This window comes from Lactococcus protaetiae, from assembly GCF_006965445.1.
In the GTDB taxonomy this organism is placed as follows: Bacteria; Bacillota; Bacilli; order Lactobacillales; family Streptococcaceae; genus Lactococcus; species Lactococcus protaetiae.
The window spans coordinates 1,587,740-1,605,798 of the sequence record NZ_CP041356.1 but is presented as its reverse complement, the minus strand read 5'-3'; the positions used below and the strand labels follow the sequence as shown (position 1 = coordinate 1,605,798).

Here is an 18,059-nt window from a genome sequence, read left to right as displayed (position 1 = left end):
CACTTCAATTATATACTAAATACTTCTAAAATGAAACACCATCTAAAGAGAACATTCGTTATATAAACCTTACTTCGCTTACTATTTAACAACTATAACATTACAAGGTGCATGACTAACAACATATTGAGTCGTTGAGCCTACAATGAATCTATCAATTGCATCAAGTCCCGTCGAACCGATAATTATTAAATCAATATTATTTTCTTTAGAAAAACTGACAATTTCTCTTTTAGGTGTACCAGTCAATCTTACTATCTCAAAATCATACTCTTTATCATCAATACGTCTGTGTATTTGTTCCATAACAAAATCAGCATGCTCTTGAACGCTCTTATAAAGTGTTATTGTGTCCATATGTACTGGAATATTCGCTAATTTGTCATTTAATACATACAACACCTTTAAACGCGCCTTGTTGCGTTTTGAAATATTTATTGCTTCACGAACAGCATCATACGATTGTTCAGAACCATCCACCGCTACTAAAATATTCTTATATTGTTTAACCATCATAACACCTCCCTATCCTTATTATATAACTAAATATAATAAGATACCATCGTTAAATATCTTTGTTAGATCAGAGAACTATGACTAATTCTAGGCATAGATACTTTCCAAGATTTATATTATAAATAATGATGTATCATCATAATAAACATCCCCATCTTGACCTCGTCTATTTGAATCATTTTTACTCTATATTTATACTCTTTCCCATAAAAAAAAGCTATCATTGCTGATAGCTTGAATAAATCTTGCCTTATTTATCTAACGACCATCACATTACACGATGCATGACTAACAACATATTGAGTCGTTGAGCCTACTAGTAGTTTGTCAATAAATCCTGTACCAGTCGCACCTATAACAATAAGATCGATATCATGCTCTTTTGAAAAATCAGCAATTGTGTACTTTGGAACTCCGGAAACTTCATAAATTTCAGTTTCCACTTCGTTTGTAACTAGATGAGAAGCTTTATCTAAGATTTCTTCAGCACTTTTATCAAGTTCCAATGTGTCGGTTAAAACAACACGACCTGCCATACCATAGTAACGTCCGATATCCTTGACTGTCAAGATATGAAGCTTTCCATCGTTTCTTTTGGCTACTTCTGCAGCCTCACTCACAGCATTGTAAGCTTGTTCAGAACCATCTACTGCAACCAAGATGTTTTTGTATTGTTTTTTCATGATATTCACCTCCTGCATCATCTAGTTATTCTCTACACTCTAATTATATAATAAATCTCCTTAAAAGAAAACCCTGCAGAGATAGCTATTAAAACAAAAATCGCTCTATTCAGCTATTTACGTCTAATACAGTAAATTTTGTATCATGTTATTTTTCTAAGTTTGAAATATGCTTAATTTTTCATCGTTTATTCCAATATCAAACAATAAGTAAATATTATTCCAACAACTACACCCAAACTAAAGAATTTATGATTTTTCTAAAGATGATCTGACAATAATGCTCTGCAATATTTGTTTATCATATCAATGTTTTGAAGTATTAGGTAACATATTTATTTCTCTCCTGCAAGACTCATTTATGATATAATTGTGGGATGTTATTTGTAATTTTTAAGGGTATGCTTATTGGTTTCGCTGCGATTGCGCCAATTGGTATGCAAAATATATATGTATTTAATAACGCACTGACAAATAATATAAAAAAAGCACTATTTTATGCTTTTTTTATATGGTTTTCTGATGCGATTTTCGAAATTGCTGCATTTTATGGAATGGGAGCTTTAATTTCTTCAAATGAAATCTTTAAGCTCATGGTGATGGGCATCGGGGGTGCATTATTAATTTATATTGCACGTGGAATCTTGAAAGATGCTAGAGCGACCCATTTCGACCAAAATACTCAAGTGAATGCTTCTCAAACTCTAGGTAAAGTTCTTTTATCTTCATTGCTTCTCGTTTGGGCGAATCCGCAGGCTCTAATAGATGGTTCTCTGATGCTTGGAGCATTACATGGCACTCTATCAGGTATAGATGCCTTCTATTTCATTTCTGGCGTACTATTAGCTACTATCTTGTGGTTTTATGGAATCACTTTATTTGTAGGTCTTTTAAAAGAAAAACTACCAAAATTTTTCTTAGTCTGGATCAACGTTATTTCAGGTGCTATTGTCTTAATCTATGGTATATACTTAGTCGTTCATGTCTTAATAATTCTTTTTAAATAATGATGAGTTTATAATGAAAATCAAATTCCTTTATCGTATATTGGTGAAAAAGTCATCCTTTCCGATGACTTTTTTTATTTATCTGACAACCATCACACTACATGGAGCGTGGATGATAACATATTGTGTCGTTGAACCCAACATTAACTTGTCAATAAAACCTGCACCAGTCGCTCCAATAATGATAAGATCTATATCATGCTCTTTTGCAAACTTGACAATTAGATGCTTTGGAGTCCCAGCAAGTTCATAAGTTTCAAATTCAACTTCATAATTAACTAATTTACAAGATTTAACTAGGATGGACTTAGCGATTCTATCAAGAGCTGGAGTACCTGTTAAATCCATTCTTCCTGCTAATCCATAATAACGATTGATATCTTTAACTGTCAAGATATGGAGCTTTCCCTGATTTCTTTTAGCTACTCCTACAGCTTCTTTTATAGCATTATAGGACTGTTCTGAACCATCTACTGCAACCAAGATGTTTTTGTACTGTTTTCTCATCACTTTCACCTCCTGCATCGTTTAGTTATTCTCTACATCCTAATTATATAATAAATAACCTTAAAAGAAAACATTACAAAGAAATTTACTGAAATAGTAGATTTTTATTTATTTTTGGTCAAAATCTATCTGTAGCAACTTTGAATAACTAGCATGTTACTGGATAGTTGTGTTATCCTTTTAGATTTATCACCTATATTTTTATTCTCTTACCAGTATTTATTGACTAATTCAGTTTATTTTATTTGCAAAAAGGTTTATAATAAAAAGAAAGCGGTAAATTTTATGGCCTATCGAATTACACATATTCATTTATCCACTTCTCCAGCAAAATCGCCTATGCAAATTAAAGAGGTAAAATTAGAAGGCGGGGCAATAGAAACTGCTGCAGAAGTGGCGTACTTTATTGGTTTAGGATGTGAGTACTATTATGTTTCATCAAAAGGAACGCTTTCCTATGTCGAATCTGTCCATCAGCAAATCAAGCCTCCTTATATTCGCTCTATCCACCGAGCTCTAGGTTCAGACGAGCTCTGCCAACTACCTCTATTTTAATTCAAGTTTTTCATCAAAGTCCTTTTGTGGACTTTTTTATTTTCTAATTTTTTCGGATACAAAACTCTTTTCTCTACTGAGTTTTGGGACTCCAAATTAGAAATTCAATTTTTTTAAAATAAAAACCGCTCCATTAGGCGATTTTAAATTCTATTGACTCTAGTAAGCTCTCGTAATAGGAGGTGGGAGAAGATTCGTGTAACAATCTATATCTTCTCAAACGACTTTAGACCTGCTTCAATGTCTACAATTGATGGATATATTTATATGGTTCTTGCTGGACTCGAACCAGCGACCGAACGGTTATGAGCCGTTAGCTCTAACCAACTGAGCTAAAGAACCTAAAAGGAAGTTGAAGTTATCTAACTTACCTTGATTGAAGATATTCTTATTATAGCATAGATTTTAACAACAAAAAAATCTCTGCCAGTATGACAGGGAAATCATTTCAATCTCGTAGCAAACAAATATTTACCACAACTTTTTGCCTGTGCCAAAGATTTTACGAATCCATTTAAACGCCATTTTCGCACCTCACTAAAGTATTTTAAACTACATTTTTATTATAGTCCTCTATAAAATACTTTGTCAAATTTTTATCGTATAAAGTAAAAAAGTACCTCGAAAGGTACAAAAATGCTTGTTCATTATTGGTTGCTATTCACTGCTGAATCTGCTTTTTGGCGAGTGGCTTGTACATCACTAACAGCTTGATTCAAATCACTATTACCTTGATTTTTCAAGTCATTAATCTGTTGGTTAAGACTAGCAATTGTTTGGTTAGCAGAGTCAAGTTGTTGTTGCACAGCTGCTGTTTTTTGGTTTCCATCACTAATCGCTTGATTAACTTCATTAATTTTTTCTTGGATTTGAGTCTGAGCAGAAGTGTTCGCTTGTGTCAATTGATCTTGAAGACTACTAAGTTGTGATTTATAGCCATTTACTGAATTTTGTGAATCACTAAGTTGACTTGTCAAAGTTGTCACTTGTTGAGATTTACCTTGAATTCTATTTGACAATGTATCAATATCAGCATTGATTGCTTGAATATCACCGTGACCAGACCAGAATTGATCCGCTAAAGTCTTTACTCCAAAAGCAGAAAGAGCAATAAGAAGGGCCGCAGCAATAGAAATTGTAAGTTTTTTATAGTTCATTATTTCCTCATGTTGTTCATTAATATTATAGTAATTTCATAACATTACATTAATAAAGTTACCATTTTCGACAACTTTTAAAGTATATTACTTTTTCACATCAGCGTCAATCACATTTTGATTAAATCATGATTATGTTTTTTAGCTTATTGTGTTTCTTTTAGATTACGCCATTTGATGTAGATCGAAAAATACTGCCTATTGTATTCAATTGCGAGTTTATTTATAGTTGCCTGTGATATATTTGTCAATTGTCGCTGAATCAAAACACGTCATTCATTTATAACAACATTGTTCCATAAAATAAAAACCGCTCAACAAAGCAGTTTATAGAGTGGTTTATAGAAATTTATAAAAAACTTATTATTGAGGCGATGGGGAGGGGAAACTATTTGTTTTAGTCTTCTCCCTCTTTTTATCTATCTCATGCTTAATTTCATCGTAGTCCCTATTATTATCAATTACAAAGCAAAATAGAAAAACTACCCCAAAAGATTAACTAGAAGAAAAACAGTAATAGCAACTCCCGAAGTACCTTGTCTGATTATTTTCGTAAATATAGCAATCCTTTTACGCACTATAACATCGTGTCTTACAGTTTATTTGATAAGTGACGTATCCATGTAAAATTGAGAAATAACATTATATTTTGAGTGATTATTCTTATCTATCATTTCAAGATTTCGTCAGAATTAATCCTAAAGTTTTTGTGCTATCTGCAGCTCCTCTGCTTTGAGGTGGTGGCTCTCCTAATTTATTGGTATTTTACTGAATTTACTGTAATGAATATACCTCTCAAAAATAGTTCTAATCAGAAATATTTGTAGATTTTAGATTGGCTATTTCTAATCATTATGTTATCAGTAACAAAGAACTTGCAAAAGCGAGGGAAATTAATGCTTTATTTTAGAATAAAGGTAGTAAGTTAATAATCCCAGTAGTGCCAACACTAATATTGATAATATTAATATACTTGCCCAAAACAAGAGTTGTGTTACTAATCGCTCAGGACAAAATACTCCAGGTCTTTCACCATTATGAATTTTATCCATCCACTCTACTAGTTTTGAATAGATTAATCTGTATAGTCTCACTTTTCATCATTTCTCCGCTATTTTCAACTTCGTCAATATGTTCAGTATATCACAATTTTAATAATATTTAAATCCTGTCAACAGATAAGATGTATACATCTTACAATTTATTCGCATTTAAGCGTTTTTGAGAGCTTTCACAGAATCAAAAAGTGGACTAGTCACATTGTCTTGCGCTGTTCCTAGATGTTTCTGCAAGAGTTTTACCATGTGCGTTTGAACCTGCCAGTGATTAATCAAACTGAGCAAATAACTGTTGATATTGATGGTTGATAATAATATTCTTTGTCTACCATATCAATGTATTTTTGAAAACGTCTTGCTATCTAGTCTATCCTCCATTAACTAAACTCTTCTTTTTATGATATAATCTGGCTATGAAGTGTTATTTCCTACGCCATTTGTGGTTTATGGTAGGCATTTATTCGAGGAGTACTTATGATAAAACTTACTAAAATGACTAAAAAATCTTTCGAAGATTATATGGCAACCTCTGTCGAAATCTTTGCCAACGAAAAGGTTGAAAATGGGACATGGGACAAGGCTAATTCTATATCAAATTCTAAGAAAGAATACGATAGACTTCTCCCGAAGGACTCCAAACACCAAATAATTATTTCTACTCAGTTCTATATCATGAAAAAATAATTGGCTACATCTGGATTGCCAAAAGTACTGATAACGAAAATACAGCTTTTATATATGACTTCGAGATTTACCCAGAATTTCAAAACATAGGACTCGGAACAAAAGTTATCAATCTCATTGAAATTCAAGCAAAGCAGCTTTCTTTCACTTCTTTAGCATTACATATTTTTGGAAATAATTCGAGAGCAATACACGTTTATCAAAAAACTGGTTTTCAGGTTACTGATATTAACATGCAAAAAAAATTATGATTATAGTTTCTCAATACTAATTGTTGCTTTGTAAGTATTTGAACATATGGAAAGTATATTTTTTCTACTGATGCTGTCATTTTCATTCTCCGTTTCTATTGTACAAACTAGAGCACATCAACTCTTAGCTCGCATTCCCCATGCGAGCTTTTTATTTTGTGTCAGTAAGTTAAAAGTGGTGTTTTCACTCCCACGTTTCACGGCAGGCTTCATTTTACATTACTCGTTAGTATCGGTAACAATTTTCTGACATTTTCTTGCAGTATTCCTTTGAAAATCGTGAGATTTATGCCACGGCTTGCTCATAGAATGACTTATATCTACATCAAATTCTTGATACTTTTGACCCACCCGAGTACTTTCATTGATTATTTGTGTGGGAACTATTTTCCTTTTGTATTTAATATTTGATTGTTCATTTCTTTAAAATGTAAATACTTTTTAACAAAATTTCCACTAAAACAAAATTGTATACTCATTTTATTTTGTTATACTATTTGTGAATAAAGTTATAAGTTACTTGATTTTACTCAAAATATTATAAATAGAAGGTGGTACTTCATATGGAATATCAAATAACCCATATCCGTGTTTCTGATAACTATGTGTCTTCTACTGACAAGATTACTGATGTTAAACTAAGCAGCAATCTAGAATATTCAGTTGCAGATATTATTCGTTTTATCAACAATGATAGTCGTTTTTTCTACACCTGTGCTTATTCCCAAGCTGATAAAGTATACATTGAGGCTGTTTGTTCAACTAATGGAATACTGTATCTCCATACTGAAGCCAACCCAATAAGTAACGATAATTTGCTCAGCTTGCCTAGATTCTGAATCCAAGACTCATTATTTTTATAATGGGTTTTTTGCTTTTCCTCTCCATTGCAACTGCACTTTTAAATTACAAGGTTCTTAAATCCATTCAATTTTACAACCTATCAAGTCCACAATTTCTTTTTAAGTTAAATCTAGACTGACTTCGCTATCTTTAGAAATGTAGTCGTGTATGAAGTCTAAATTAACGACCAAAATCATTTTGCACCAGTTGTTTAGCTTTTAATCCCAATACCTTGACAATTTTATAAAACATATTAGATTTTCGACTTTTTGTATTGTCTTCCATGTTAATAAATTTAATAATCATAAAGCATATTTTAATGTAGAACTAAATGAAATCAAAGAATATTTAGACAATAATAGCTCTCTTGATGTAAAATGGAGTGAAAATCCTGAAAAATTTGAATACGAACAAACCTTATTAATGGAGAATAAATAATAAAACCGCCCAAACTTTGAGCTGCGAGGGCGAATTTAGGTCAAGTAAGTAGGAAATACATGAAACATGTATCATTTTTTATACTTAGTTTTAGTAAGAAATAGAGTAAAAATCAACTTTGGAAATAAAATCTTACAAATCATAAAAATAAAAAACGCTCTATTGAGCGATTTTTTGGTCTATAAGATTCTATACAAACTGTATTATGGAGGTGAGGGGAGTTTTTGGAACCTTAATATATAGAGGGCTACAGGATTTATCCCTTCTTTTTCCACTCTCCATTTAATTCATGGTTCTTACTGGACTCGAACCAGCGATCGAACGGTTATGAGCTGTTAGCTCTAAGCAACTGAGCTAAAGAACCTAAAAGGAAGCCGGATTATTCCAGCTTCCTTGGCTAAAGATTTAATCATTATAGTACATTATATGTAAAAATCCGTTTAAGCGAAAAATTACTTTTGTGTCAGATAATCTTTATCTGTATTGATTTCTAATTCAAATGTTCGAGCAGCATTTACAATTGCATCTGTTAAAAGACGAGAAAAGTTAATTCCTGAACGTTTACCCATTTCATCCGCCCACTTTGGAATTGACAATATTTTTTTCACTGGAGATACATCTTTAAAATAGCTTTCCATATCCACTTTTACAAGCGTGACCATATCATCAGTCGTTTTTTGGATTTCTTCAACCGATGACACTTTAGGAAGATTTTCTCCATTTTCGATATAATCTGCAAGAACCATCCCAAGACTTCCTCAGCCATCTCGAGACCAAAGGCGAAATTATTCTCGTTTATACCAGTGAAAGCTCCATCAACATCTGGAAATTCGATAAAATATCCCCTTTTTCTTCTGGGTGAAAAATAGCTGGATACGCAACAAGTAATGGTGTATTGTTTGCCATAATAAAACCTCCAATGAAACGGCAAGGGCTATTTTAGCCCTGCCTGCTTTAGGATTTTGCTTTCAAGCCCATTTCCTAAATCTTGATTACCATGAACAGGAACTGTAATTCTCACCCCATTTTTATATAAATGATAGTGACTACCTTCAAGTCTCCGTTCAACCCACCTTCATTAAGAAGCAGTTTAAGCATTCCCTTTCCAGTAAGTGGCCTGTGCACGTTACCTTCTTACATTATTAATGTATACGTTATTGCACTTATAAAATCAAGAATTAGCACGTATAATCACGTGAATCTATATTAAATTTGTATTACATTAAATTTTTGACAATAAAAAATCCCCGTGATCTTCAGGGATAATTTTAGAGTTTATTCGCATTCAATCGTTTTTACAGAGCTTTCACAGTATCAGAAACTGGACTAATCACACCGTCTTGCGTTGTTCCTAAATGTTTCTATAAGGCTTTAATTGTGCCTTGCCCACACAGTCCATCTTGGACAAGACCCAAGAATTTCTGTAAAGCTTTGATGACGTTTGAACCTGTCAGTGAGGAATCAAACTGAGCGACATAGATATTTTGGTTAAAGGACTGTTTATATTGATGACTGATCACACCATCTTTTCCATCGGTATCAAAGTATTCTTGAAGACGTCGAGCTGTAGCACTACCAAATTGACCATCAATAGCTAATTGAATCATCTGAGGCTTGTTGTTAATATTGACAGAATTGCTTCCATCCGAACAATCATATTTTCGATATTTCCCATTTTATTTGTCCCCGTTGTCGTAAATTCTTGGTCTACGTTTTTTAAGCGTGTGATTTCAAGCGACTGACCTTGCTTTAAAGCCTGTGTGACTTTTGTCCCTTCTTTTGCAGCGTGAGTAAAATCATTATTCTTCCACCACGCCCAAAGTGCAAAGACAGTCGTGATAATCGTACTTACCGTATTATCATCAAGCGGTAGCGGATTAAGATGTAGCGCCGTTAAAATTTGGTTGAGAATGGCCAACCAAAGTAAAATGGTACGGGTAAGCGTACCTGCATTAATATTTTTCATGTTATTTTCCTCCGTTGAGTTTTTCAAGGTACTCGTGAACCTTTTCAGATACAAAGCTGTTTCCGCCTAAAGCGGCATAACGGTCATAAAAATATGCAACCTCACTCGCTGAAAGTCGCTCACTATTAATCCCTCTAAGAGTTGTAGGCGTAAAACCTCTTTTTCCAAGTCTTTATGAGCCGTTGCTGCATTTTTTTCAATCGCAGAAATTCGTTTACTAATTTCTGCTAGTTCATTTTCAATCTTTTCAGTAATGCGTTTAATAAATCGTTGAAAAATTTTATAAAAAACAGTACTTAACGCTGAACTCAAAGCAAGAATTAGTGGTAAGTTTCTTAAAATATCAAGCAAAAAAGCTGAAAAGCTCTGCGCTAAATGCTCCAAATCATATACTCCTCCTAAAAACTCTGTCAGTACTGACAGAGTTTATTTTTGTTCTATTTGTTTTTTAATTCTGTAAATGGTACTTCGTGACAGTCCTGTCTGTGCTGATACCTCCTTCACTGATAATTCTGTCAATAAGTTATAGGCTTTACGATATTTTGGTGTAATCACACGCTTTGGTCGTCCTTCTCTAAAATTCGGATTTTGTCGTGCTTTCTCTCTACCTTCCTGAACGCGTTCAACAATCATATCGCGCTCAATCTCTACAAGTGAAAGTAAAGTCCTTAAGCAAAATCTTCCCATGCTACTATTTTCAATCATTTCAATATAGTAAATGTTTGTTTCAAAAACTTACAAGTTTCTAGAGATACAGATGGTTGGTTGAGAAAGCCTTTATCAGGCTTTAATACAGCTAGGCTTATGTATTACTTTGTAAAACAAGGTGTTCTATATATTTCTGCTTATACTGCGCCATTTTCTGCAATAGCAGCAACTACAAGCACACCATTATGGAATATTCCATTAAATCTTCTTTGATATTATTATTAAAATACATAAGAAGCCCAATCACGGCTCTGTGGCAAGTTACGATTTTCTAATACTTTCGGTTCTTCCTGCTTCACATTGAACAATTTATCAGACTTCTGACAATTGCAAGTCCAGTGAGCAAGCTGTAAGCTATCTATTGATGAAAGGTGACCGCCTTTATTAATAGATGATGTGGTCAACAACCGCGCTCAATGGGTCAGGGGCTTTCAAACTCTTATCAATTGGCTTACCACAAATACCACAGGTGTTCTGTGTCTTGAGCAATATCTTTCTGTTTTTCAAAGACTACGCAATGTGCTCCTTGTTTGTCAGCTCTTGATACCTTGGCTTTCATCGTCAGATATTCCTTGCAAAAAGCCGTCATCGATGACAGCTTTATTGATTAATATAATAGCAAGTCAGGGCGTCGAACCCTAACTTGCTTTTTTTGCAACCTTTTTACATGAGGTTGTTAATTAGAGAACATGTTTGATAATGTCCAATACATTTTGAAACTCAGCAGGTTCAAACATTGGTTCCTTGTCATACAAGAATTTTCGCATACGAGCACTCTCATCGGCATTCATCGCGAAATATTTCAATGTATCAGTGTTTACAAGCTGAAGCGATTTGTAACCTGTGTTGATTTTAAATAATTTAAGCATATCTTTTAATTCCTCCATATTTGTTTCTGGATCAGGTTCTCCCACTCCAGTTTGAATAATCGTTATTGGATTAAGCCATGTCCCGTCATCAATATCCCAGCTTGCTAATGCTGTGCGCCAGTCTTTTTTAGTAATCCCTAAATGAAGATGTGTCCCCCATTCATCCGAGCGATACGTTGACCTTTAGTTACTTTTTGCCCAACTGAAACAAAAATATCACTCATGGAATTTGAAAATTCTTGATACATTACTTGATAGGGTGGGATAGACAAAACAACAACAGAACCAAGTCCGTCTCCCATCACTCCAGTATAGATTACCTCTCCATCAGAAACAGCTAAAATATCTGGACCATAAACGCTAGCATCAAAATCAAATCCATCATGGAAATAGCCACGCCCTCTAGGATATGAAGTATTACCGAATTGCTGACCATCTAAATAGACGATGCCAGTATAAGGCTTGGTAAAAGACCACGTCCAACTCCCTGTTGTACCAGATGTTGCCTCATTGTTATATAAAGTTACCTCTGCTTGACGGCGTCGCGTTAATCCCTCTTCAAACTGAGTTCCTTTATTTATATAAAGCATCATTTCAGAAGTAATCCAGCTATCACTTGCTGTTTTATTCCAACTATAATTTGCAAATACAGCAGTTCCCAAGTTATAAGCAAAAGAAACTAAAGCATCAAACTGATTTTGGTTAAATGAGCGAGTAAAATAATTATTTACTGCATTTTCACAAGGGACCAAATCAGCAGCGAGTTGATTATCTGCTTGGGCTTGAATCCATGTTGTAACACCAGCTACCAAGCCAGTTTGTCCTACCAGCTCTGCGTGCCCCCAACCAATAGTAATCTTACCATCACCAAGAGCATAAGCTGTAAGTCGACAACCTTCAAATTGTTTGATAAGATTTAAACCATTTGAACCAATTTTCACTTTTCAATCTCCTTCTTTTTATTCAGTCCAAGAAAATTCGTCAATCTACTGACTGTTTCGCCCTAATGTACAGCTGTATTTTTAATTAGGAATGATTTTAAGTCGGAATCGAACCGACAACAACTAAAAGTTGTTAGACCTTCTTTAAAATCCATGAAGGATTTTGAGCACCGAACTTATTTGAATGAATACTTATTTGCTCGTTCCTTCATGATACTATTATCTCATTAAATTTAGGGGGTATCTTTCAATGAACCTTTCAAAAACATTTCATCAAATTACCATTTTCTCTCCTTTCTCAAACTCCATATAAAAAGCCGTCATCGTTGACAGCTTTATTGATTAGTATAATAGCAAGTCAGGGAGTCGAACCCTGACATCTTTAGCTACTTGGTAGTTATTTCAAAATCTTATCTTGAGCGAATTCGTTGTATAGTTCTGTGCTGTACATTTTATCCACTGGAAGATTAAGTTTCCCAAATTCATTTTGATAGTTTCTAAGTACGCGCTCGGTTTTGATCCATTTGCATTGTACTCCGTTTGATACATACCAAGTTTTTGTGTCAATTGTATTAATTAAATACATCTCAATTTCTCCTTTGTTTGTTTGATTATTAGAAGATGACCCTGAGTCGTCTCCCCCTGACCAACGTAAATAGCAATCCCATGGGTAGTTGTAATAGCTACTTACATTAGTTTCGCGTCCTGTCTGGTCACCAGCTTGTCCTCCAGAAATTTGGCCGTTCTCATCCCCAGAAGCTTGAGCAAGTTTCCCATTTCCAATATATACTGCAACATGATTCACGTCATTCAAGAGAATATCTCCTGTTTGTGGTGAGCCATTGTTCGCCACTACTGTCCATCCATTCGCTGTCAATGCGGAACGCATATTTCCTGTATAGCTTGCCTCACCAGTTGTAAATCCTGCCTCTTGTAAACAATGAATAACCAGAGCAGAACAGTCTGTTTCTCCACCATCTCGAATATCCCAACGATTACTTTGGTCATAACCAAGGCTTACTTCAGTACACCAATAAACCATACGTTCAACAAGTTTATTTAATGATCCTGCCATATTGACCTCCTTTTTATTCAGTCCAAGAAAATTCGTCAATCTACTGACTGTTTCGCCCTAATGTACAGCTGTATTTTTAATTAGGAATGATTTTAAGTCGGAATCGAACCGACAACAACCGAAAGTTGTTAGACCTTCTTTAAAATCCATGAAGGGTTTGAGCACCGAACTTATTTGAATGAATACTTATTAGCTCGTTCCTTCATGATACTATTATCTCATTAAATTTAGGGGGTATCCTTCAATGAACCTTTCAAAAACATTTCATCAAATTGCCATTTTATAAATAAGGCTCAATCATTGCTTTGAAAGCTTTATTCCACCACCATAAAGTGGTAACCCTTCTTCTGAAAGCCATTCCTCATATTTAGCTTTTGCCATTTTCTCTCCTCTCTAAACTCCATACAAAAAGCCGTCATCGATGACAGCTTTATTGATTAATATAATAGCAAGTCAGGGAGTCGAACCCTGACATCTTTAGCTACTTGGTAGTTATTTCAAAATCTTATCTTGAGCGAATTCGTTGTATAGTTCTGTGCTGTACATTTTATCCACTGGAAGATTAAGTTTCCCAAATTCATTTTGATAATTTCTAAGTACGCGCTCGGTTTTGACCCATTTGCATTGTACTCCATTTGATACATACCAATTTTTTGTGTCAATTGTATTAATTAAATACATCTCAATTTCTCCTTTGTTTGTTTGGTTTTCGGATCCAGAACCCCTGTTGTATTTTGGAAGAGATTATACCAATAACGCGCTTGAGTCCCCCTCACAGGTTGATTGGGATTAAGTGGGCGTTCATAGTATCTAATAAAAATATCTGCCAACTCTTCAGGAGATTGTGTACTCTTAGTAAATTGTGCAAAAGTCATAGTCGGATGATAAAATTGTTGACTATTCGCAACTTCCCATTCAAGTCGTTTGCACTGAGAAATAACATCTTGATAAACCAAGCCATTCGATTTTGCCCAGTCAATATATTTTGTAGCTGGCGTCCATTGAACAAGACCATATCCACCGTTCATATTGCCAACAATGTCACTTTCCCAGCGGTCAGGAATAATACCGCTTTCGCTCTGCATGTTTCCTAAAAGAGCCGCTACAGACTGTTTGCTCCATCCGCGAGACGTAAGATAATCCCAGATTTGTTTTGCTGTTTCTTGTTGTCCCAATTTACTTTCCCCTTCTTTCATTTTATTCAGTCCAAGAAAATTCGTCAATCTACTGACTGTTTCGCCCTAATGTACAGCTGTATTTTTAATTAGGAATGATTTTAAGTCGGAATCGAACCGACAACAACTAAAAGTTGTTAGACCTCCTTTAAAATCTATGAAGGGTTTGAGCACCGAACTGATTTGAATGAATACTTACTTGCTCGTTCCTTCATGATACTATTATCTCACTAAATTTAGGGGGATCTTTCAATGAACCTTTCAAAAACATTTCACCAAATTGCCATTTTATAAATAAGGCTCAATCATTGCTTTGAAAGCTTTATTCCACCGCCATAAAGTGGTAATCCCAACAAATAACTCTTGAGCAACACCATACCAAGTCTTTCGCTCTCTGTAATGAAGCAGGAGTGCCTTTTTAGTATCCTCACATTCTACATTCCAGAAAACATCAAGAATTTCTTTTTGTTTTTTCATTCTTCCGAGTAACCCAAAAAGTTCATCTTCTTCAATTCTTAGATAGACTACTTCTTGTGGAGAAAGCCCTTTTGATTGCATCCGAATTCCTAAATTATCAATAGGTTTCTTTGCTCTTAAATCAATTTCTCTTGCTTTAATATTGGCATTCAGCCTCCCTGTTAAGTAATCCCCAATAATTCTATCTAATTTATCAGCCATTTCATTCTCCTTTGTGGTATAATGAGGTTGTCAAAGCCCATTGCCGTGGGCTTTTTGTTTTCTGACTCGGCCTGCTCCGAGCGGTTGAAATCATTATCTTCGTATCCTTCAATTGTATTCATTACTTGTTCAATCACATCCATGACTAACCTCAGTTATCTCAATTGCAATTTTATTTCTCTCTCCGTTATATTTTTTAGCCTCCAGACAAACGATTTGGCTATCATCACTGTAAAATTTAAGCTTTGTCATATAGTCCTGTAAATTCTTCATGAGATTATCTAAATCAGATTTTGTCGTTTTCCATTTGAACCAACGTTTTTCCTGCTTAATCGCGTTAGTAAATGTCACTGAAAGCTTATCAGAATTCCTTTTCCAAAACACTCAGGAGGATTATTTCGCATGAGTAATAGCCTTAACTCTTGATTATAAGTACCTCTATGGTTATAGAAAATAGGTTTCCCATTTTTATAACTAATTCCCTTTTGTTGTTGCGTTATAGACATTTTATCCAATTCAAATTCAAACTTCATTAATTCAACCCCATCTCTCTAGCGAGCTTGTACCTTTCGTTCTGAGCCATGCCAGTAGTATCAACACCTGCTCTGATAAGTTTTCCTTCATCTGTCCAATCAGGAACGTTCTTAACTGGCTTAGATTGTGTTTGAGCATAATTTTTTTGCAATTTGTTATTAAAACTTACTTCTTCAGTTTTCGCTTGCTTAAGAGTTTTTATCCCCTTATTGTTCCAAGATTTAAGAATATCTTGAGCATAACCATATTCTCGCTGTCTTTTTATAGTACGTTTTATAGCTTCCCCAAATCGTTTGACGAAATTTTTATTAATTCATTCATACTTTACCTCCTAATCTAAATCAAAATATTTAACTAAAAACGTGATCAACCATTTTACTGATTGCGTATATTTTCGATTTCCATTTAATGCAGCACTAATATCTGATTTAGTGAATTTATAAGGCGGCTCTTTGATATTTTCATAAGCCCAAACAGCATCCTTCTTTCCTTTTTCTGGTTGTTTCAAATAATCAACAATTTTCATTCGCTGAGAATCGAAACTTTGTTCTACTTCTGACATTCAGTTTTCCTTTCCGCCCCAAGTCTTTTTATTTTATAAAATTAGATAGAAAGTTAGATTATTTGTAGTTTATGCTTGACTTATATCTACATTTCGTATAGAATATAAGCATAGAGAAAAGCCTTAACAAAAACATTTAGAACCGCTTGCCAGCTCGTTTATTGTGTTTATGATTAAGATATTTTTTCTAACTTTTTATCTTACAAGAATAATTATATACGTTTTTGTAATTTTTGTCAAGAAGTGGTATACGTTTTTGTAAAAACATTTTTGAAAGGGCTATATAATGCATGATAAAACTACATTTGACAGGATAAAAGAACTTGCAGAAAAACGTGGTAAATCTTTACCTGCAGTTTCTGCCGATTTAAAGTTTAGTGATAACCTTTTTTATCGTTGGAAAACTTCAAATCCTAAAGCAAGTGATTTGGCTAAAGTAGCCGATTACTTCCATGTGACTGTGGACTATCTTCTCGGACGTGAAGAAATTAAAGGACCGCAGTTTTCTCCTGAGCTCTTAGAAGCCATTGATAATGCAGAAGGTTATTCAGGTCAACCGATGGATGACCATGACAAGGAAATAATAAAAGGGCTTCTAGCTGGTTATTTTGCAGGAAAAAATAAAAAATAAGGAGTTTATATGGACTATCACGATATTTTGCGTGAAACAGGAATAGTCTTAATATGGGCTCCTGAATTACACGACAAGGGTTTTTATGTTCCTTACGCTGAAGAGTGTCAATCGGAGAATGGAATCATATTTGTTAGGCTGAGTCTAAGTGAAGAAGAAACTGAATGCGTAATCTTACATGAATGCGGACATAAAATAAAAGGGCATACACTTTCTAAGCTAAGCCCAAGTCAGTTACATATCATTAACGAAGCTAAAGCAAATAGATTTATGATACACTGCAAAGCTATTGATTACTTAGAAGAGATTGACTATCATATCAACTATTACACACCAGAGCGGTTTCTAACTCGATTTAAACTATCGGTACAAGAGTTCTACGATGTGGCAGCACAAGAAATGGAACAAATTGCTTTTGAAAATCAATCACAATTAGTTTTTTGAACTTGCGAGCAAACCCTAAATCTCACTAAAAGCTAGGTAATTGACCTTACTAATATTAAAGATAATCAATTTTTAGAATTAGCAAAATTTCACAAAGAAAATTTTGATGTTGATAAGATAACTTCCTCTGCCGCTGAGTTAAAATATTTAAACAATCTAAAACTATTCTTGTCAGATAACTTAAACGAACCAAATGAAAGCTTTATTGCTTACCTCGTATCTCAAATATATGATGGAATAAAAACAAAGAGTACACTTGAAAAATTTTCTCCAATCATTAAAAAAGGGTTCAATCAGTTTATTACTGAAAGAGTAAATGAAAAACTTTCAGCAGCATTAAATACAAGTGTAGAAACAAAAGCGATTGTTGAATCTGAAGAATTACCAGATGCCACTCCTAATGATGGAATTATTACTACTCCTGAAGAACTTGAAGCCTTTACAGTATTTAAAGTAGCATCCAAGGATTTTATAGACCCTTCTCGTTTATATTATCGGGATACAAAAAGTTATTTTGGAATTTTAATTGATGATAATAATCGAAAATGGGTATTTAGATTTTACCAAAAAGCCACAAAAAATCTTATAGAAATTCGTGATGCTGGTACATTTGAGATAGATACTCCTATCGATATCGCTCTATATCAAGATAAAATTAAGAAAGCTATAGAAAATCATAAATAATAAAAAATCCGCCTAAACTTTGGACGGCTAGGGCGGATTAAGTACAAATATTTAGTAAATATCACAGAAAATGTGGTGTTTTACTGTGCTCAT

Annotated in this window: 25 protein-coding genes, 2 tRNA genes and 4 pseudogenes; 7 read left to right on the top strand and 24 right to left on the bottom strand. The window is 34.0% G+C overall.

The features are described from left to right. Nucleotides 1-81: 81 nt before the first annotated feature. Both FLP15_RS07840 and FLP15_RS07835 read right to left on the bottom strand, forming a co-directional pair. Entirely contained in the window at nt 82-513 is a 432-nt protein-coding gene (locus FLP15_RS07840; protein WP_142767467.1) for a universal stress protein, read from the bottom strand. 257 nt (nt 514-770) lie between these two features. Next, nucleotides 771-1,199: a universal stress protein gene (locus FLP15_RS07835; protein ID WP_120771502.1), complete on the bottom strand. Its 429-nt coding sequence runs from the start codon at nt 1,197-1,199 to the stop codon at nt 771-773. A gap of 377 nt (nt 1,200-1,576) precedes the next feature. Between FLP15_RS07835 and FLP15_RS07830 the strand changes: the two genes are divergently transcribed. Beyond that, a complete protein-coding gene (locus FLP15_RS07830) occupies nt 1,577-2,206 on the top strand; it encodes a LysE/ArgO family amino acid transporter (RefSeq protein WP_142766644.1) in 630 nt (209 codons plus the stop codon). A gap of 78 nt (nt 2,207-2,284) precedes the next feature. On the opposite strand, the gene FLP15_RS07825 is transcribed toward FLP15_RS07830, so the two are convergent. Continuing rightward, nucleotides 2,285-2,713: a universal stress protein gene (locus tag FLP15_RS07825; protein ID WP_142767466.1), complete on the bottom strand. Its 429-nt coding sequence runs from the start codon at nt 2,711-2,713 to the stop codon at nt 2,285-2,287. A gap of 153 nt (nt 2,714-2,866) precedes the next feature. Here FLP15_RS07825 and FLP15_RS07820 point away from each other — a divergent pair, with 153 nt between their 5' ends. Further along, nucleotides 2,867-3,268 carry a hypothetical protein gene (locus FLP15_RS07820; protein ID WP_142766643.1) on the top strand — a complete coding sequence of 134 codons (402 nt, stop codon included), beginning with the start codon at nt 2,867-2,869 and terminating at the stop codon, nt 3,266-3,268. 268 nt (nt 3,269-3,536) lie between these two features. On the opposite strand, the gene FLP15_RS07815 is transcribed toward FLP15_RS07820, so the two are convergent. The 3 genes from FLP15_RS07815 to FLP15_RS12750 all read right to left on the bottom strand — a co-directional run bounded on the left by FLP15_RS07815 (nt 3,537) and on the right by FLP15_RS12750 (nt 5,477). Then, a tRNA-Ile gene (locus FLP15_RS07815) sits at nt 3,537-3,610 on the bottom strand. Nucleotides 3,611-3,915: 305 nt separating this feature from the next. Continuing rightward, nucleotides 3,916-4,425 carry a hypothetical protein gene (locus FLP15_RS07810; protein ID WP_142766642.1) on the bottom strand — a complete coding sequence of 170 codons (510 nt, stop codon included), beginning with the start codon at nt 4,423-4,425 and terminating at the stop codon, nt 3,916-3,918. A gap of 893 nt (nt 4,426-5,318) precedes the next feature. After that, complete coding sequence (locus FLP15_RS12750; protein WP_190288272.1) at nt 5,319-5,477, bottom strand: hypothetical protein; 159 nt, start codon at nt 5,475-5,477, stop codon at nt 5,319-5,321. Between the two features lie 480 nt (nt 5,478-5,957). Between FLP15_RS12750 and FLP15_RS13735 the strand changes: the two are divergent. Further along, a pseudogene (locus FLP15_RS13735) lies at nt 5,958-6,418 on the top strand (GNAT family N-acetyltransferase). A 563-nt stretch (nt 6,419-6,981) separates the two neighbouring features. Further along, nucleotides 6,982-7,257 carry a DUF3892 domain-containing protein gene (locus FLP15_RS07800; protein WP_142766641.1) on the top strand — a complete coding sequence of 92 codons (276 nt, stop codon included), beginning with the start codon at nt 6,982-6,984 and terminating at the stop codon, nt 7,255-7,257. Between the two features lie 732 nt (nt 7,258-7,989). Here the strand turns inward: FLP15_RS07800 and FLP15_RS07795 are convergent. The 18 genes and pseudogenes from FLP15_RS07795 to FLP15_RS07715 all read right to left on the bottom strand — a co-directional run bounded on the left by FLP15_RS07795 (nt 7,990) and on the right by FLP15_RS07715 (nt 16,207). Further along, a tRNA-Ile gene (locus FLP15_RS07795) sits at nt 7,990-8,063 on the bottom strand. A gap of 88 nt (nt 8,064-8,151) precedes the next feature. Continuing rightward, nucleotides 8,152-8,445 carry a hypothetical protein gene (locus FLP15_RS13730; protein WP_342588716.1) on the bottom strand — a complete coding sequence of 98 codons (294 nt, stop codon included), beginning with the start codon at nt 8,443-8,445 and terminating at the stop codon, nt 8,152-8,154. A 188-nt stretch (nt 8,446-8,633) separates the two neighbouring features. Next, on the bottom strand, nt 8,634-8,720 hold the full coding sequence (locus tag FLP15_RS13850) for a type II toxin-antitoxin system HicA family toxin (protein WP_425351493.1): 87 nt from the start codon (nt 8,718-8,720) through the stop codon (nt 8,634-8,636). A 340-nt stretch (nt 8,721-9,060) separates the two neighbouring features. Continuing rightward, complete coding sequence (locus FLP15_RS07780) at nt 9,061-9,306, bottom strand: hypothetical protein (protein WP_223804581.1); 246 nt, start codon at nt 9,304-9,306, stop codon at nt 9,061-9,063. Next, nucleotides 9,303-9,665, bottom strand: coding sequence for a phage holin (locus tag FLP15_RS07775; RefSeq protein ID WP_142766640.1), 363 nt, complete (start codon nt 9,663-9,665; stop codon nt 9,303-9,305). Before FLP15_RS07775 ends, FLP15_RS07780 begins: the two co-directional genes overlap by 4 nt. Before the next feature lie 66 nt (nt 9,666-9,731). Next, on the bottom strand, nt 9,732-10,016 hold the full coding sequence (locus tag FLP15_RS07770) for a hypothetical protein (RefSeq protein WP_142766639.1): 285 nt from the start codon (nt 10,014-10,016) through the stop codon (nt 9,732-9,734). A gap of 75 nt (nt 10,017-10,091) precedes the next feature. Next, nucleotides 10,092-10,367: pseudogene (locus FLP15_RS07765) on the bottom strand (recombinase family protein); the annotation flags it as partial. A gap of 227 nt (nt 10,368-10,594) precedes the next feature. Then, nucleotides 10,595-10,932: pseudogene (locus FLP15_RS13125) on the bottom strand (HNH endonuclease). A gap of 121 nt (nt 10,933-11,053) precedes the next feature. Next, nucleotides 11,054-11,260: a hypothetical protein gene (locus FLP15_RS07755; RefSeq protein WP_142766637.1), complete on the bottom strand. Its 207-nt coding sequence runs from the start codon at nt 11,258-11,260 to the stop codon at nt 11,054-11,056. 119 nt (nt 11,261-11,379) lie between these two features. Continuing rightward, on the bottom strand, nt 11,380-12,183 hold the full coding sequence (locus FLP15_RS12745; protein WP_190288270.1) for a glycoside hydrolase family protein: 804 nt from the start codon (nt 12,181-12,183) through the stop codon (nt 11,380-11,382). Nucleotides 12,184-12,580: 397 nt separating this feature from the next. Continuing rightward, complete coding sequence (locus tag FLP15_RS07745; RefSeq protein WP_223804580.1) at nt 12,581-13,258, bottom strand: endolysin-like domain-containing protein; 678 nt, start codon at nt 13,256-13,258, stop codon at nt 12,581-12,583. 492 nt (nt 13,259-13,750) lie between these two features. Next, nucleotides 13,751-13,939: a hypothetical protein gene (locus tag FLP15_RS07740; RefSeq protein ID WP_190288269.1), complete on the bottom strand. Its 189-nt coding sequence runs from the start codon at nt 13,937-13,939 to the stop codon at nt 13,751-13,753. Continuing rightward, nucleotides 13,930-14,454 carry a phage tail tip lysozyme gene (locus FLP15_RS07735; protein ID WP_223804579.1) on the bottom strand — a complete coding sequence of 175 codons (525 nt, stop codon included), beginning with the start codon at nt 14,452-14,454 and terminating at the stop codon, nt 13,930-13,932. The genes FLP15_RS07740 and FLP15_RS07735 overlap by 10 nt, the downstream gene beginning before the upstream one ends. A 267-nt stretch (nt 14,455-14,721) precedes the next feature. Further along, a complete protein-coding gene (locus FLP15_RS07730; protein ID WP_142766636.1) occupies nt 14,722-15,111 on the bottom strand; it encodes a DUF722 domain-containing protein in 390 nt (129 codons plus the stop codon). Further along, nucleotides 15,096-15,254 carry a hypothetical protein gene (locus tag FLP15_RS12740; RefSeq protein ID WP_190288268.1) on the bottom strand — a complete coding sequence of 53 codons (159 nt, stop codon included), beginning with the start codon at nt 15,252-15,254 and terminating at the stop codon, nt 15,096-15,098. The genes FLP15_RS07730 and FLP15_RS12740 overlap by 16 nt, the downstream gene beginning before the upstream one ends. Beyond that, nucleotides 15,241-15,644: pseudogene (locus FLP15_RS07725) on the bottom strand (RusA family crossover junction endodeoxyribonuclease). The gene FLP15_RS12740 and the pseudogene FLP15_RS07725 overlap by 14 nt, the downstream one beginning before the upstream one ends. Then, nucleotides 15,644-15,796, bottom strand: a complete 153-nt coding sequence (locus tag FLP15_RS13120; RefSeq protein WP_223804578.1) for a hypothetical protein — start codon at nt 15,794-15,796, stop codon at nt 15,644-15,646. The pseudogene FLP15_RS07725 and the gene FLP15_RS13120 overlap by 1 nt, the downstream one beginning before the upstream one ends. Before the next feature lie 180 nt (nt 15,797-15,976). Continuing rightward, entirely contained in the window at nt 15,977-16,207 is a 231-nt protein-coding gene (locus FLP15_RS07715) for a hypothetical protein (protein ID WP_142766634.1), read from the bottom strand. A 286-nt stretch (nt 16,208-16,493) separates the two neighbouring features. On the opposite strand from FLP15_RS07715, the gene FLP15_RS07710 reads away from it, so the two are divergent. The 3 genes from FLP15_RS07710 to FLP15_RS07700 all read left to right on the top strand — a co-directional run bounded on the left by FLP15_RS07710 (nt 16,494) and on the right by FLP15_RS07700 (nt 17,966). After that, nucleotides 16,494-16,838: a helix-turn-helix domain-containing protein gene (locus tag FLP15_RS07710; RefSeq protein ID WP_142766633.1), complete on the top strand. Its 345-nt coding sequence runs from the start codon at nt 16,494-16,496 to the stop codon at nt 16,836-16,838. A gap of 9 nt (nt 16,839-16,847) precedes the next feature. After that, nucleotides 16,848-17,282, top strand: coding sequence for an ImmA/IrrE family metallo-endopeptidase (locus FLP15_RS07705; RefSeq protein WP_142766632.1), 435 nt, complete (start codon nt 16,848-16,850; stop codon nt 17,280-17,282). A gap of 168 nt (nt 17,283-17,450) precedes the next feature. Next, the gene (locus FLP15_RS07700) at nt 17,451-17,966 is read left to right on the top strand and encodes a hypothetical protein (protein ID WP_142766631.1); all 516 of its coding nucleotides are present in this window, start codon (nt 17,451-17,453) and stop codon (nt 17,964-17,966) included. Nucleotides 17,967-18,059: the final 93 nt, after the last annotated feature.

Coding starts and splice junctions, on each gene's coding strand:
- FLP15_RS13730 (WP_342588716.1), bottom strand. CDS start 8,445: ATGGTTCTTGCAGATTATATCGAAAATGGAGAAAATCTTCCTAAAGTG.
- FLP15_RS07840 (WP_142767467.1), bottom strand. CDS start 513: ATGGTTAAACAATATAAGAATATTTTAGTAGCGGTGGATGGTTCTGAA.
- FLP15_RS07800 (WP_142766641.1), top strand. CDS start 6,982: ATGGAATATCAAATAACCCATATCCGTGTTTCTGATAACTATGTGTCT.
- FLP15_RS07830 (WP_142766644.1), top strand. CDS start 1,577: ATGTTATTTGTAATTTTTAAGGGTATGCTTATTGGTTTCGCTGCGATT.
- FLP15_RS07715 (WP_142766634.1), bottom strand. CDS start 16,207: ATGTCAGAAGTAGAACAAAGTTTCGATTCTCAGCGAATGAAAATTGTT.
- FLP15_RS07780 (WP_223804581.1), bottom strand. CDS start 9,306: ATGATTCAATTAGCTATTGATGGTCAATTTGGTAGTGCTACAGCTCGA.
- FLP15_RS07730 (WP_142766636.1), bottom strand. CDS start 15,111: ATGGCTGATAAATTAGATAGAATTATTGGGGATTACTTAACAGGGAGG.
- FLP15_RS07745 (WP_223804580.1), bottom strand. CDS start 13,258: ATGGCAGGATCATTAAATAAACTTGTTGAACGTATGGTTTATTGGTGT.
- FLP15_RS07735 (WP_223804579.1), bottom strand. CDS start 14,454: ATGAAAGAAGGGGAAAGTAAATTGGGACAACAAGAAACAGCAAAACAA.
- FLP15_RS07710 (WP_142766633.1), top strand. CDS start 16,494: ATGCATGATAAAACTACATTTGACAGGATAAAAGAACTTGCAGAAAAA.
- FLP15_RS07820 (WP_142766643.1), top strand. CDS start 2,867: ATGTTACTGGATAGTTGTGTTATCCTTTTAGATTTATCACCTATATTT.
- FLP15_RS07810 (WP_142766642.1), bottom strand. CDS start 4,425: ATGAACTATAAAAAACTTACAATTTCTATTGCTGCGGCCCTTCTTATT.
- FLP15_RS07740 (WP_190288269.1), bottom strand. CDS start 13,939: ATGTATTTAATTAATACAATTGACACAAAAAATTGGTATGTATCAAAT.
- FLP15_RS12750 (WP_190288272.1), bottom strand. CDS start 5,477: ATGGATAAAATTCATAATGGTGAAAGACCTGGAGTATTTTGTCCTGAG.
- FLP15_RS12740 (WP_190288268.1), bottom strand. CDS start 15,254: ATGGATGTGATTGAACAAGTAATGAATACAATTGAAGGATACGAAGAT.
- FLP15_RS07835 (WP_120771502.1), bottom strand. CDS start 1,199: ATGAAAAAACAATACAAAAACATCTTGGTTGCAGTAGATGGTTCTGAA.
- FLP15_RS07775 (WP_142766640.1), bottom strand. CDS start 9,665: ATGAAAAATATTAATGCAGGTACGCTTACCCGTACCATTTTACTTTGG.
- FLP15_RS07705 (WP_142766632.1), top strand. CDS start 16,848: ATGGACTATCACGATATTTTGCGTGAAACAGGAATAGTCTTAATATGG.
- FLP15_RS07755 (WP_142766637.1), bottom strand. CDS start 11,260: ATGGAGGAATTAAAAGATATGCTTAAATTATTTAAAATCAACACAGGT.
- FLP15_RS07825 (WP_142767466.1), bottom strand. CDS start 2,713: ATGAGAAAACAGTACAAAAACATCTTGGTTGCAGTAGATGGTTCAGAA.